Here is a 13,704-nt window from a genome sequence, read left to right as displayed (position 1 = left end):
GCCGTTACAGATCTTCCGATCCGAGCAGCATCTCGGTGATGCCCTTGCCGGCCTGTACCATCGGCCAGACGTTTTCGGTCGGATCGGTCTGGAAGTCGAGAAACACGGTGCGGTCCTTCAGGCGCAGCGCTTCCTTCAGCGCCGGCTCCACATCCGAAGTCTTTTCGATCCGCATGCCGACATGGCCGTACGCCTCGGCGAGCTTCACGAAATCAGGCAGCGCATCCATGTACGAATGCGAATAGCGCTTGCTGTATTCGATCTGCTGCCACTGGCGAACCATGCCGAGATAGCGGTTGTTCAGCGAAATGATCTTCACGGGCGTGTCGTACTGCAGGCAGGTCGACAGTTCCTGGATGCACATCTGGATCGAGCCTTCGCCCGTGATGCACAGCACGTCGTCGTCCGGGTGCGCCATCTTGACGCCCATCGCTGCCGGCAGGCCGAAGCCCATCGTGCCGAGGCCGCCGGAGTTGATCCAGCGACGCGGCTTGTTGAAACGGTAGAACTGCGCCGCCCACATCTGGTGCTGACCGACGTCCGAGCACACGAACGCATTGCCGTCCGTCAGCTCCCACGCCTTCTCGACCACGTACTGCGGCTTGATGATCTCGCTTTCGCGGTCGTACTTCAGGCAGTCCTTCGCACGCCAGCCCTCGATGTCCTTCCACCATTGCGCGAGCGCCTCGGTGTCGGGGCCATGCTCTGCCGTCTGCAACTGCTCGATCAGTTCCTTCAGCACTTCCTTCACGTCGCCGACGATCGGGATGTCGACCTTCACACGCTTCGAGATCGACGACGGGTCGATGTCGATGTGGATGATCTTGCGCGGACGCGACGCGAAGTGCGCAGGGTCGCCGATCACGCGATCATCGAAGCGGGCACCGATCGCGATCAGCACGTCGCAGTGCTGCATCGCCATGTTCGCTTCGTAGGTGCCGTGCATGCCGAGCATGCCGAGGAATTTCTTGTCCGACGCGCGATAGCCGCCGAGGCCCATCAGCGTGTTCGTGACCGGGTAGCCGAGCAGGTCCGCGAACTGGTTCAGTTCGCGCGATGCGTCGGCGAGGATGATGCCGCCACCCGTGTAGATGTACGGACGCTTCGCCGTCAGCAGCAGCGACACGGCCTTGCGGATCTGACCCGAATGGCCCTTCGTGACCGGGTTGTACGAACGCAGCGACACGCTCTTGACGGGCTCGTATTCGCACGGCGTCTTCGAGATGTCCTTCGGGATGTCGATCAGCACCGGGCCCGGACGGCCGGTGCGGGCGATATAGAACGCCTTCTTGACGGTTTCCGCGAGGTCGCGCACGTCCTTCACGAGGAAGTTGTGCTTCACGCACGGACGCGTGATGCCGACGGTGTCGCACTCCTGGAAGGCATCCTGGCCGATCGCGGCCGTGGGCACCTGGCCACTGATCACGACCATCGGAATCGAATCCATGTACGCCGTGGCGATGCCGGTCACCGCGTTGGTGACACCGGGGCCCGACGTCACGAGACAGACGCCGACATTGCCGGTGGAACGCGCATACGCATCGGCTGCGTGCACGGCCGCCTGTTCGTGGCGCACCAGCACGTGCTGAATCTTGTCCTGCTTGTAAAGCTCGTCGTAGATGTAGAGTACCGAGCCGCCGGGGTAGCCCCAGATGAATTCGACGTTTTCATCGGCCAGTGCCTTCATGAGCACGGTACCGCCGATGGAGTCGCTATCGGGAGGGGAAAGGGGTTCCGACGTGGAGAATTCCGCGCTGGGCATGTTCATTTTGACCTTTCGAATTTTCGGCAAAAAATTGATCGGGTGCTCTCTGCCGGGCTTGTGGCTCGGGTTCAAGCGGCGCGTCCAGTTTGAAGGGCAGGCTTCTTGGGCCAGCCTCAAATGAGACCATCACTTCATGTTGCGAATCATTGACGATAGCGGGTCGTGATTGGGTCGTCAAGCAAAATATCCCGCACCGCATCATGCGCGCCGCCCGGCACCCCGCCGCCGCGGCTCGCGCGCAACGTACGGCGCCCAACCCGGTGCCAAGCGGCGCGAAAATTTGATAGCATCCGCGGGTTTTACGAAATTTTTCGACCTTTTACACCACGCAGCGGCCCGCAGCGCATACCTTCACGGAATGGCATCAGACAAGGAACTCGCCGACTTTCTGGCGGGCGTCGAAAGGCGCGCGTTCAAGCAGGCTGCGTACGCCGTGCGTGACGACGATGCGTCGCTCGACATCGTGCAGGACGCGATGATCAAGCTTGCGGAGAAGTACGGCGACCGGCCGGCGGCCGAGCTCCCGCTGCTTTTTCAGCGGATCCTGCAGAACGCGATCCACGACTGGTTCCGCCGGCAGAAAGTCCGCAACACATGGGTCACGCTCTTCTCGTCGCTGAACAACAGCGACGACGAAGACTTCGACCCGCTCGAAACCCTCGAATCCGCGGACGACAACGCGGGCGTCGAAAGCAGCGAGCACCGCCTCGAACGCGAGCAGGTTCTGGCCCTGATCGACGAAGAAATCCAGAAACTTCCGGCGCGTCAACGGGAAGCGTTCCTGATGCGTTATTGGGAAGATATGGATGTCGCCGAGACTGCCGCCGCAATGGGGTGCTCCGAGGGCAGCGTGAAGACGCACTGCTCACGGGCCACCCACACGCTGGCGCACGCGCTCAAGGCCAAAGGAATCACGCTATGAGCTCCGCTCCCGCAAATCGAGAACACGAATTCGCGTTGAAGGTTCGCCGCGCGCTGGACGAGCGCGCGGCCGACCTGCCTGCCGCGACCACCGACCGCCTGGCCGTCGCCCGCCGGGCTGCGCTCGCGCGCAAGAAGCCCGAAGCCGCGACCGTGCCGGTGTTCGTGCCGGCCTTCGCCGGCGCGGCCGGTGCGTACGGCACGGCGCCCGCGAACCGCCCGCAGGCGTCGTTCGCGCGCCGCCTGCTGCGCGCGTGGCCGCTGGCGCTGCTGCTCGCGGGGCTCGTCGGCATCGCCTACTGGGAAGACATGCAGCGCACCGCCGAACTCGCCGACATCGACGCGGCGATGCTCAGCGACGACCTGCCGCTCAACGCGTATCTCGATCACGGGTTCAACGCGTATCTGTCGCGCGCTCACTAACAGACAATAACGAGGGGATCGCACGGGTGAGTCAGAAGCGCGGCCTGGCCGTATTTTTCGGATGCGTAATCGCGATCGCCGTTTCCTATGTCGCCACGTACCCACGATTCCACCCGGCCCCCGCGACGACCACCGCCGCGGCCACCAGCCCTGCCGCGCCCGCATCGGCCGCGACCGGGCTGACCACCGAGCTGCCCCCGCTGCCCCTTCCCCTGCCGCTGCCGGCCGCTACCGGCCCGCTGTCGTGGGCACGCCTCACGCCGGCACAGCACGCGGCACTGGCGCCGTTTGCCGACCAGTGGGACGGCTTCAGCGACGCGCGCAAGCGAAAATGGCTGAAGATCGCATCGCGTTTCGCGAAGTTGACGCCCGATGACCAAAAACGCCTGCAGGACCGGATGACCGAATGGGCGAAGATGACGCCCGAGCAGCGCCGCGTCGCGCGCGAGAACTACCAGAGTGCGAAGGAGCTTTCCGCGCAGGCGCGCGAGCGTGCGTGGAAGGCATACCAGCAACTCCCGGAAGAGCAGAAGGAACGTCTCGCTGCCGCCGAGCGCCGCCGCCGGCCGAGCGTCGTCAGCGCGCCGCCGACCGCCGCCGACCGGGACGTGCGCCGCCTCGTCAATTCGCACGAACACCCGGCAAGCGGCCCGGCCACCGCACCGGCGCCGGTCTCGGCCGCCGTCGCGCCGCCGGTACCCGCATCGTCGACGGCCGGCACCGCATCCGCGCCGGCTGCCGTGGCGCCGGTGTCGCCCGCCGATGCACCCTCGCTGTTCAAGGGCTCCTGAACGCCCGTGGCAAACGCCCACGCACCTGAAACCCCGGCCGCCGCGCCGTCCGTGCGACGGCGTCTCGCCGCGCTGCTCTACGAAGGTGTGCTGCTGTTCGGCGTGGTGTTCTTCGCCGGGCTCGCGTTCAGCCTCGCGACGCAGCAACGCAACGGCCTCGTCCATCACAACCTGCTCGCCGCGTGGATCGCGCTCGTGGTCGGCGCGTACTTCGTCTGGTTCTGGACGCACGGCGGCCAGACGCTGCCGATGAAGACCTGGCGGCTGCGGCTCGAATCGTCGAGCGGCCGGCCGCTGAGCGCGGGCCACGCGCTCGTCCGCTATGCGCTCGGCTGGCTGTGGTTCCTGCCGCCGCTCGCGCTGCATCCGCTCCTTGGCCTGTCGGTACCCGTCACGCTCGCGCTCACCGCCGCATGGATCGCCGTATGGGCCGGCGCCGCGCGACTGCACGCCGACCGCCAGTTTCCGCACGACCGGATCGCACGCACGCGCGTCGTCGCGATACCGCGCTGACGCGCCGCATTCACCAGACGAAAACACCTCGCCTCCGCAACTCCCGCCCGGCCCGACCGCCTTGCCGGACAATGGTCGGCGGTTCCGTACGGCAGGTTACGCAACGCCCCGTCGTTCATTGCTAAACACCCTGCGGCGGGCGTAATAAGAACGTCTCGTGACTGTCATGGCACAGTCACGCCCGCATGGCGGAATGCCGGTAATGTCAACCGGCGCGAGTCATGCATGGGCCAGAAATCGTCCGCCACCTCCCTGTTCCGTCACCCCATCGGCGCCCGCGCCGCCACAGCTTTCCTGTCCGGTTCCGCCACGGCCGACGGGCTGGTGTCGCAAGACCCGTCTGCCGGGCACGCCACGCAGCATGACGACCCCGACTCGTCGGCCCATCGCTACCGCACCATCTGGCTGTCCGACATCCATCTCGGCTCGAGCGGTTGCCAGGCGCCATACCTGCTCGACTTCCTGCGCCACAACGATTCGGAGTACCTGTACCTCGTCGGCGACATCATCGACGGCTGGCAGCTGAAGAAGGGCTGGTACTGGCCGCAGGCGCACAACGACGTCGTGCAGAAGATCCTGCGCAAGGCACGCAAGGGGACCCAGGTCGTCTACATCCCCGGCAATCACGACGAAGGCGCGCGGCAGTTCAGCGATCTCGCGTTCGGCGACATCCAGGTGCGCGGCGAGGCGTTCCACACGACGCTCGCGGGCAAACGTTTGTGGATCGTGCACGGCGACCTGTTCGACGGGGTGATCCAGCACGCGAAATGGCTCGCGTACCTCGGCGACACGCTCTACACGCTGATCCTCGTGCTGAACCGCTGGTTCAACCGGATCCGCAGCCGGCTCGGCTTCCAGTACTGGTCGCTGTCGCAGTACCTGAAGCACCAGGTCAAGAACGCCGTCAACTTCATCTCCCAGTTCGAGACCGTGATGACCGACGAGGCGCGCCGCCGCGGCTGCGACGGCGTCGTATGCGGCCACATCCACAAGGCGGAGATCCGCGACATCGACGGCGTGCTGTACTGCAACGACGGGGACTGGGTCGAAAGCCTGTCCGCGCTCGTCGAAACGATGGAAGGCGAACTGAAGATCGTCTACTGGACGGTGATGCGCACCGCACCGACGGAGACCACGTCGCGCAAGGCCAAGGCCACTGCCTGACATACCCCTACTTACAGGACAAAGCCGCGATGAAGATCATGATCGTCACCGACGCGTGGGAACCGCAGGTCAACGGCGTCGTGCGCACGCTGAAGAGCACGGCACGCGAACTCACCGCGCTCGGCCACCGCGTCGAACTGCTGACGCCGCTGGAATTCCGCACGGTGCCCTGCCCGACCTACCCGGAAATCCGCCTGTCGATCCTGCCGTACCGCAAGCTGCGTGCACGGATCGACGCGTTCGCACCCGACGCGCTGCACATCGCGACCGAAGGCCCGCTCGGCCTCGCCGCGCGACGCTACGCGCGTTCGCGCAAGCTGCCGTACACGACCGCGTACCACACGCGCTTTCCGGAATACGTGCAGGCGCGCTTCGGCATCCCGCTCGCCGCGACCTATCGCTTCCTCCACTGGTTCCACGGCCCGTCGCTCGCGGTGATGGCGCCGACGCCGGTCGTCAAGCAGGACCTCGAGAAATTCGGCTTCACGAACGTCGTGCTGTGGACGCGCGGCGTCGATCTCGACGTGTTCCGGCCGATGGAATCGAAGGTGCTCAATACCGCGCGGCCGATCTTCCTGTACGTGGGCCGCGTCGCGATCGAAAAGAACGTCGAGGCATTCCTGCGCCTCGACCTGCCCGGCTCGAAGTGGGTCGCGGGCGAAGGCCCCGCGCTCGCGGAGCTGAAGTCGCGCTATCCGGAAGCAAACTATCTCGGCGTGCTGTCACAGGCCGAGCTCGCCAAGGTGTATGCTGCGGCCGACGTGTTCGTGTTCCCGAGTCGCACCGACACGTTCGGCCTCGTGCTGCTCGAGGCGCTCGCCTGCGGCACGCCGGTGGCCGCCTATCCCGTGACGGGCCCGATCGACGTGCTCGGCGAAGGCGACGCCGGCGCGATGCACGAGGACCTGCAGGAAGCCTGCCTCGAGGCGCTGAAGATCGAACGCTCCACTGCGCGCGCATGGGCCGAACGCTTCTCGTGGCGTGCGGCATCCGAGCAGTTCGCGTCGCATCTGAAGCCGCTGCCGAAGACCGCGTACTCGCCAGCAGAAGGTGCCGCCGTTTGAAACGAGACCTGAACGACAAAATCCCGCCCCCCGACGCAACGCCGCAACGGCACCGCCCGTTCGACGAGGAAGAGCCGCACGCCGACGCGGACGTGCATGCGCACGAGCCGCTCGGCCCCGACGACCGGCTCGCGCCGCTGCCGCCGAACCCGTACAAGCGCCACCGCGGCATCACGCGCGCCTGGTACGCCCTCAAGCATTCGCTGAACGGCTTTCGCGTGGCGATCCGCGAGGAGAGCGCGTTTCGCCAGGAGCTCACGCTCGCTGCGCTGATGCTCCCGATCGGCGCGTTCGCACCGGTGCCGGCGGCATCGCGTGCGCTGCTGATCGCGTCGGTGCTGCTCGTGCTGATCGTCGAGCTGCTGAACTCGAGCGTCGAGGCCGCGATCGACCGCATCTCGCTCGAACGTCACGAACTCTCGAAGCGTGCGAAGGACCTCGGCAGCGCAGCCGTGACGGTCGCGCTGTTCGCGTGCGTGACGACGTGGGGCTTCGTACTCGGACCGGTCGTCGCGCGCTGGCTCGGCTTCTAGGCGGCTGCCCCGCGGGTATCCGGCCCACCGCCCGCGTGCGGCGCTGCACCATGCGCCGCGCGGGGCGGCGAACAGGAAATGCCCCGGTGTGGCGAAACCCCGGTTTATAATCGTCCGCTAGACATAGAACAGCAACCCGCGCCGGACGAATCACGCAGCATCGATTGCAGCGCCCGCCAGTCCGGCACACACAGGGCCGGACGACATGGAAGCGAAACCTCCCCGCCGCACCCGCGAACGGATTCTCGAGTTGTCGTTGAAACTCTTCAACGAGATCGGCGAGCCGAACGTCACGACCACGACGATCGCCGAGGAAATGGAAATCAGTCCAGGCAACCTGTACTACCATTTCCGCAACAAGGACGACATCATCAACAGCATCTTCGCGCAGTTCGAGCAGCAGATCGAACGGCGGCTGCGCTTTCCCGAAGATCATCGTCCGACGATCGACGAAACCTGGTCGTACCTGCAGTACATGGCCGATTTCATGTGGACCTACCGGTTCCTGTATCGCGACCTCAACGACCTGCTCGCCCGCAACCGCACGCTCGAGACGCATTTCAAGCAGATCATCAGCCACAAAGTGCGCTTCGCGCGCGACATGTGCGAACTGCTCGTGTCCGACGCCGAGATGGTCGCGACGCCCGCCGAGATCGAAGTCATCGCCACCAACATGGCCGTCATTTCGACGTACTGGCTGTCGTATCAGTACGTGATGCATCCGCGCAAATACAACGACCAGGACGCGATCCGCGAGGAACTGCACCAGGTCAGCATGCACGTGATCTCCGTGATGGCGCCGTACCTGCGCGGCCGTTCGCGCCAGCTGTTCGACGACCTGGTCTCGGGCAAGCTGCCGAAGCGCCAGTTCACCGACTACCTGCCGCCGCGCGACGGCTCGCCGCGCCCGGCCGGCAGTCCGGTCACCACCGGGCAAGCCCCCGCCAAGGATTCCAAGCAATGAAGGCTGTGTGTGTTTACTGCGGCTCGTCGTCAGGCGTGCGGCCCGTCTATGCCGATGCCGCGCGCGCATTCGGCCGCGCGCTCGTCGATGCGGGCCTCACGCTCGTGTACGGCGGCGGCCGGGTCGGCCTGATGGGCGTGATCGCCGACGAAGTGATGGCGGCCGGCGGCCGTGCGGTCGGCGTGATCCCCGAACTGCTCGTCGACAAGGAAGTCGGCCATACGGGGCTGTCGGAACTGCACGTCGTGCCCGACATGCACCACCGCAAGAAAATGATGGCCGACCTGTCCGACGCGTTCGTCGCGATGCCCGGCGGCGCCGGCACGCTCGAGGAGCTCTTCGAGGTCTACACGTGGGCGCAGCTCGGCTATCACCGCAAGCCGGTCGCGCTCTACAACATCGATTCGTTCTACGATCCGCTGATCGCGCTGCTGCGCCATACGGTCGACGAGGGCTTCATGCGTCCGGCCTATTTCGACGCACTGTGCGTCGAGTCGGAACCCGTCGCACTGATCGAGCGACTGCGCCGCTACCAGCCGCCCGCCCGCGACAAGTGGGCACCCGACGCGGCCAAGTAACCGTAACCGTCACCGGAACCCGCACGCGATGACCGCATCGTCCGACCGCAAGGCCGTCCTCATCACCGGCGCGAGCCGTGGCATCGGCCGCGCGACCGCCGTGCTCGCGGCCAAGCACGGCTGGGACGTCGGCATCAACTACGCGCGGGACGCGGCGGCGGCCGAACTCACCGCGCAGGCCGTCCGCGACGCGGGCGGTCGTGCGTGCGTCGTCGCGGGCGACGTCGCGAACGAAGCCGATGTCGTCGCGATGTTCGACTCCGTCACGGCCGCATTCGGCCGCGTCGATGCGCTCGTCAACAATGCGGGCATCGTCGCGCCGTCGATGCCGCTCGCCGACATGCCGACCGACCGGCTGCGGCGGATGTTCGACACCAACGTGCTCGGCACCTACCTGTGTGCGCGCGAAGCCGCGCGCCGGCTGTCCACCGACCGCGGCGGCCGCGGCGGCGCGATCGTCAACGTATCGTCGATCGCCTCCCGGCTCGGCTCGCCGAACGAATACGTCGACTATGCGGGGTCGAAAGGCGCGGTCGACTCGCTGACGATCGGCCTCGCGAAGGAACTCGGCCCGCACGGCGTGCGCGTCAATGCAGTACGCCCCGGCCTGATCGAGACCGAGATTCACGCGAGCGGCGGCCAGCCGGGCCGTGCGGCCCGCCTCGGCGCAACGACCCCGCTCGGCCGCGCGGGCGAAGCGCAGGAGATCGCCGAAGCGATCGTCTGGCTGCTGGGCGACGCGGCGTCCTACACGACCGGCGCCCTGCTCGACGTCGGCGGCGGCCGGTAATTCCGCACTGCGGCACATCAAAACCCGCCGCCCGAAGCAATCCGTCGTCACGACACCACAAATCTCCACAATTTCGTGACACGAACGGTAATCCACCGTAACAATTCCGTGGTCTACTAGCGGACATTCAGACAGGTGTCATAAACCCCTGCCCGTTGGCCCTTGATGTGGCCCCAATCGGTCCTGCCCAAGTCGCCGGACCGGCTCGACTCGACCCGAGACTCCCTTCCATGCCCGGAACCGCAGCGCCCAGCCGGCGACGCACGTCTGTGCCCGCCCCGGCCCAGCACACCCGCTCGACCGCCGACGCCGACCTCACTGCAGCGCTCGACGCCGCCGGCACGCCCGTCGTCGCCTCGACCGCCGCCACCAGCGCGACGCGCGAACGCGCGCGCCCGCTCGGCTGGCGCACGTGGCTGTTCGTCGTCGCCCTGATCTGCGCGTATACGCTGCCGGGCGTGCTCGGCCACGATCCGTGGAAGCAGGACGAAACCTACACGTTCGGCATCATCCAGCACATGCTCGAGACAGGCGACTTCGTCGTGCCGACCAATGCCGGCCTGCCATTCATGGAAAAGCCGCCGCTTTACGCGTGGGTCGCGACCAGCCTTGCATGGCTGCTGCAGCGCGTGATGCCGCTGCACGACGCCGCTCGGCTCGCGAGCGCGCTGTTCGCCACACTCGCATTCGGCTTCATCGCGCGCGCGGCGCGGGTCGCCAGCCGCGCAGACTCCTGGTTCGACCTGCGCGTGATCGGTCCCGTCGTGCTGAGCGCCGGCACGCTCGTCGTCATCAAGCACGTGCACGACATGATGACCGACGTCGCGCTGTTCGCCGGCACGGCAATCGCGTTCTGCGGACTGCTCGAACTCGTGATGCAGCACGTCGCGCGCGCGCAGCAGATGCGGCACGGGCTGCCGGTCCGGCCGTCGAGTCGCTGGGCCGCGCCGATCTTCGGCGCGGGCATCGGCATCGCGCTGATGACGAAGGGGCTGTTCGTGCCGCTCGTGTTTGCAGCCACGCTCGTCGGTGCGCTGGTGCTCTACCCGGCCTGCCGCACCCGCGCGTTCGCGCGCTCGCTCGGCGTCGCGGCACTGGTGTTTGCGCCGTTCGCGCTCATCTGGCCGATTGCACTGTTCCTGCGCTCCGAGACGCTGTTCATGACGTGGTTCTGGGATAACAACGTCGGCCGCTTCTTCGGTTTCTCCGTCCCCGAACTGGGCGCGGAAAACGACAAGCCGTTCTTCATCCTGCGTGCGTTCCTGCTCGTCGGCTTCCCGGTCGCGCCGCTCGCGATCGTCGCGCTCGCGCGCGGTGCGTGGCGCGACTGGCGCACGCCGCGCATCGCGCTGCCCGTGATGTTCGTGGCGATCGGGCTCGCCGTGCTGCAAGTGTCCGCGACGTCGCGCCAGCTCTACATCTTGCCGTTCTTCGCCCCGCTCGCGCTGGTCGCCGCGCAAGCCATCGACCGCCTGCCGCACCGGCTGCATCTCGTGTGGGATTACCTGAGCCGCATCCTGTTCGGCACGGCCGCCGCGCTCGCATGGGCCATCTGGGCGGTGATGGCCGATCCGGCCGCGTCGCGCGCGGATCTCGCACCGCTCGGCCGCTGGCTGCCGCTCGACTGGACGATGCCGATCGAACCCGCGCTCGTGATCGGTGCGCTCGCGCTGACGGTCGGCTGGCTGACGCTGCTGCCCAAGCTGCGCGCGACCGGCGTGTGGCGCGGCGCGCTGTCGTGGGGCGCCGGCGCACTCGTCGCATGGGGGCTCATTTACACGCTGCTGCTGCCGTGGCTCGACGTCGCGAAGAGCTACCGCTCGGTGTTCGACGACCTGAACGCGCACCTCGCGCTCGAGTGGAACGACGGCGACTGCATGGCGAGCCTGCACGGGCTCGGCGAATCGGAAGCGCCGATGCTGTACTACTTCTCCGGCATCCAGCACACGCCGATCGCCGACGCGAAGACGACGCGCTGCACCTGGATGATCGTCCAGGGCGTGCGAGCCGTCGATCCGGCGCCCGGCAACGCATGGAAACTGTTCTGGACGGGCGCCCGCCCGGGCGACAACGAGGAACTGCTGCGCGTATACGTGCGCACGCCCGAACAGCACGCGGAGTAACGGGCGGAGGCACGGCGTGCCGCCGTGCTGGCTCTCATGCCGGGCGTGGAGCGGTGAGCGCCACCGCCCGAACAGCGAACAGCCATCGGGAAATGCGCGCCGCCGACCGGTGTTCCCCGCCGCCACCGTGCCCGCGTGACTCCGCGGGCCTGCCCCCTTCCCACGTCACGCAACTGCCCGAATCGTCAGAACGAGGAACCGGGCTCGCGAAGAAACGCCGTCTCCTCGTCGCTCGATGCCCGGCCAAGGATCGCGTTCCGGTGCGGAAAGCGGCCGAAGCGCTCGACGACGGCCGCATGCAGCAACGCGAAGCGGTGATAGCTCTCGCACCCTGCCTCGTCCCGGATGCCCGCGCACAGGCGCACGGCCTCGCGCTGGCTCTCGACCGACTCGTCGTGCTCGAACGGCAGATACGCAAACGCACGGTGATGCCCGCTCGGCAACTGCGCGTCCCAGCCAGCCGCGACGACACGGCGCGCGAGCGCGAGCGCCTTCGGATCGGCGGCAAACGCGCGCGGCGTGCCGCGATGGATGTTGCGCGAGAACTGGTCGAGCACGACGATCAACGCCAGCGCCCCCGACGGCGAGCCGGCCCAGTGATCGCAAGCGCCTTCGCACGCGGCGTCGAGCAAAGCGCCGTAGCGCGTGCGCAGCACGTCGTCGAACGCCGCGCCGCCGTTGAACCAGACCTTGCGGTTCTGGCCGAATTCGGCCGAGCCCGGCTCGCCGAACCAGAAATCCAGAATCTCCCGCGCTTGCGGATCGAGCGCCGCCGCGCCCGCGTGGGTGGTGTCGATCGTCATGCAAACTCCAGTACGAGGCGCCGGGTGCGCGCGCTCTTCTTTTCCAGTTTCGCGACCCGCAGCTCGCCGATTTCGGACGTATTGCGCACATGCGTGCCACCGCACGGCTGCAGGTCGACCTGCTCGATGCGCAGCAGCCGCACACGGCCGAGGCCCATCGGCGGCTTCACGCTCATCGTGCGCACGAGGTCCGGCCGTGCGGCCATCTCGTCGTCGGTGATCCATTCGGTCGTGACCGGGTGCGCGCCGACCACGAGGCCGGCGAGGCGCCGCTCGACGTCGTCGCGGTCGATTGCATCGGATGTCGCGAAATCGAGCCGCACGTAGTCGGCCGTCACGCTGCAACCGTCGACCGCGTACGGCAGCACCGCGCACATCAGGTGCGCCGCGGTATGCAGCCGCATGTGGCGATAGCGGCGCAGCCAGTCGATTTGAGCGACCACGCGCATGCCGGGCTCGAGCGCCGCGACACTCGCCTCCTGCCCCGGTGCGGGCACGTGCACGGCGTCGTCGGGGGTTGCGCCGTCGAACCTGGCCTTGCGCGTATCGGCAATCGCGATCGTGCTGCCGTCGGGCAGCGTCAGCTTGCCGGTGTCGCCGGCCTGGCCGCCGCCGAGCGGATAGAACACGGTGCGGTCGAGCCGGATGCCGTCGTCGCCGACGGCCAGGACGACCGCGTCGCATTGCGTGAGGTATGCGTCTTCGCGAAACAGTGCTTGTGTCGTCATCGGGCGAGCCTCGTATCGATTCGGGAAGCGGCCAGTGTCGCGCCGCACGGCGCGCGCGCCCAGACGCAAATCGCCCCCGCACGGGCGGCGGCGTACCGGTCGATCAACCGGGCCGGTTGCGCATCCAGTCGGCCGTGTCGTAGAACGAATGCATGAGCCGCTCGCGCAACGGCTCGGCCAGCCCGATGTCGTCCATCGCCCACGCCATGCAGCGCAGCCACTGGTCGCGCTCGACCGACGCGATCGGGAACGGCAGGTGCCGCGCGCGCAGCCGCGGATGGCCGAACCGGCTGATGTAGTGGTCGGGGCCGCCGAGCCACCCGCACAGGAACCAGAACAGCTTGTCGCGCGAACCGTCGAGCGACGCCGGGTGAATCGCGCGAATCTGCGCGAACTCGGGCTCGAGGTCCATCAGGTCGTAAAAGCGGTCCACCATTTCGCGCACGCGGGCTTCGCCGCCCACGAGCTCGAACGCCGTCGGCTGCGACGGCGCATCGTCATTCACATCGGTCATACGGATAGTCGGAAAACGGGATCTTCGGGG

Annotated in this window: 15 protein-coding genes; 11 read left to right on the top strand and 4 right to left on the bottom strand. The window is 67.2% G+C overall.

The window, feature by feature from the left end; translation table 11 throughout:
• Positions 1 to 4: 4 nt before the first annotated feature.
• Positions 5 to 1,768, bottom strand: coding sequence for an acetolactate synthase 3 catalytic subunit (locus FFS49_RS30870; RefSeq protein ID WP_039370559.1), 1,764 nt, complete (start codon positions 1,766 to 1,768; stop codon positions 5 to 7).
• A 355-nt stretch (positions 1,769 to 2,123) separates the two neighbouring features.
• Between FFS49_RS30870 and FFS49_RS30865 the strand changes: the two genes are divergently transcribed.
• The 11 genes from FFS49_RS30865 to FFS49_RS30815 all read left to right on the top strand — a co-directional run bounded on the left by FFS49_RS30865 (position 2,124) and on the right by FFS49_RS30815 (position 11,629).
• The gene (locus tag FFS49_RS30865; protein ID WP_039370555.1) at positions 2,124 to 2,687 is read left to right on the top strand and encodes an RNA polymerase sigma factor; all 564 of its coding nucleotides are present in this window, start codon (positions 2,124 to 2,126) and stop codon (positions 2,685 to 2,687) included.
• The gene (locus tag FFS49_RS30860; protein ID WP_071334765.1) at positions 2,684 to 3,109 is read left to right on the top strand and encodes a DUF3619 family protein; all 426 of its coding nucleotides are present in this window, start codon (positions 2,684 to 2,686) and stop codon (positions 3,107 to 3,109) included. Before FFS49_RS30865 ends, FFS49_RS30860 begins: the two co-directional genes overlap by 4 nt.
• Before the next feature lie 26 nt (positions 3,110 to 3,135).
• A complete protein-coding gene (locus FFS49_RS30855; RefSeq protein ID WP_105818723.1) occupies positions 3,136 to 3,900 on the top strand; it encodes a DUF3106 domain-containing protein in 765 nt (254 codons plus the stop codon).
• 6 nt (positions 3,901 to 3,906) lie between these two features.
• A complete protein-coding gene (locus tag FFS49_RS30850) occupies positions 3,907 to 4,413 on the top strand; it encodes an RDD family protein (protein WP_105818722.1) in 507 nt (168 codons plus the stop codon).
• A 225-nt stretch (positions 4,414 to 4,638) separates the two neighbouring features.
• Entirely contained in the window at positions 4,639 to 5,577 is a 939-nt protein-coding gene (locus FFS49_RS30845) for a UDP-2,3-diacylglucosamine diphosphatase (protein WP_105818721.1), read from the top strand.
• Between the two features lie 29 nt (positions 5,578 to 5,606).
• Positions 5,607 to 6,641: a glycosyltransferase family 1 protein gene (locus tag FFS49_RS30840; protein WP_039370539.1), complete on the top strand. Its 1,035-nt coding sequence runs from the start codon at positions 5,607 to 5,609 to the stop codon at positions 6,639 to 6,641.
• Positions 6,638 to 7,174, top strand: a complete 537-nt coding sequence (locus FFS49_RS30835; protein ID WP_039370536.1) for a diacylglycerol kinase — start codon at positions 6,638 to 6,640, stop codon at positions 7,172 to 7,174. Before FFS49_RS30840 ends, FFS49_RS30835 begins: the two co-directional genes overlap by 4 nt.
• Positions 7,175 to 7,379: 205 nt before the next feature.
• Entirely contained in the window at positions 7,380 to 8,138 is a 759-nt protein-coding gene (locus FFS49_RS30830; RefSeq protein ID WP_039370533.1) for a TetR/AcrR family transcriptional regulator, read from the top strand.
• Positions 8,135 to 8,716, top strand: a complete 582-nt coding sequence (locus FFS49_RS30825; protein ID WP_006497020.1) for a TIGR00730 family Rossman fold protein — start codon at positions 8,135 to 8,137, stop codon at positions 8,714 to 8,716. Before FFS49_RS30830 ends, FFS49_RS30825 begins: the two co-directional genes overlap by 4 nt.
• 28 nt (positions 8,717 to 8,744) lie before the next feature.
• Positions 8,745 to 9,506, top strand: coding sequence for an SDR family oxidoreductase (locus tag FFS49_RS30820; protein ID WP_105818720.1), 762 nt, complete (start codon positions 8,745 to 8,747; stop codon positions 9,504 to 9,506).
• A 230-nt stretch (positions 9,507 to 9,736) separates the two neighbouring features.
• Positions 9,737 to 11,629 carry a glycosyl transferase gene (locus FFS49_RS30815; protein WP_105818719.1) on the top strand — a complete coding sequence of 631 codons (1,893 nt, stop codon included), beginning with the start codon at positions 9,737 to 9,739 and terminating at the stop codon, positions 11,627 to 11,629.
• 185 nt (positions 11,630 to 11,814) lie between these two features.
• Here FFS49_RS30815 and FFS49_RS30810 read toward each other — a convergent pair whose 3' ends face one another.
• The 3 genes from FFS49_RS30810 to FFS49_RS30800 all read right to left on the bottom strand — a co-directional run bounded on the left by FFS49_RS30810 (position 11,815) and on the right by FFS49_RS30800 (position 13,674).
• Entirely contained in the window at positions 11,815 to 12,432 is a 618-nt protein-coding gene (locus FFS49_RS30810) for a DUF924 family protein (RefSeq protein WP_039370521.1), read from the bottom strand.
• Complete coding sequence (locus FFS49_RS30805) at positions 12,429 to 13,160, bottom strand: alanyl-tRNA editing protein (protein ID WP_105818718.1); 732 nt, start codon at positions 13,158 to 13,160, stop codon at positions 12,429 to 12,431. The genes FFS49_RS30810 and FFS49_RS30805 overlap by 4 nt, the downstream gene beginning before the upstream one ends.
• 103 nt (positions 13,161 to 13,263) lie before the next feature.
• Positions 13,264 to 13,674 (bottom strand): group II truncated hemoglobin, encoded by a 411-nt coding sequence (locus tag FFS49_RS30800; protein ID WP_039370515.1) that lies wholly within the window; start codon positions 13,672 to 13,674, stop codon positions 13,264 to 13,266.
• Between the last annotated feature and the right edge of the window lie 30 nt (positions 13,675 to 13,704).

Source organism: Burkholderia sp. 4NA327C6 (assembly GCF_005502655.1).
GTDB classification, from domain to species: Bacteria; Pseudomonadota; Gammaproteobacteria; order Burkholderiales; family Burkholderiaceae; genus Burkholderia; species Burkholderia contaminans.
The sequence above is the reverse complement of the archived record's forward strand: the minus strand, read 5'-3'. Positions and strand labels throughout refer to the sequence as shown.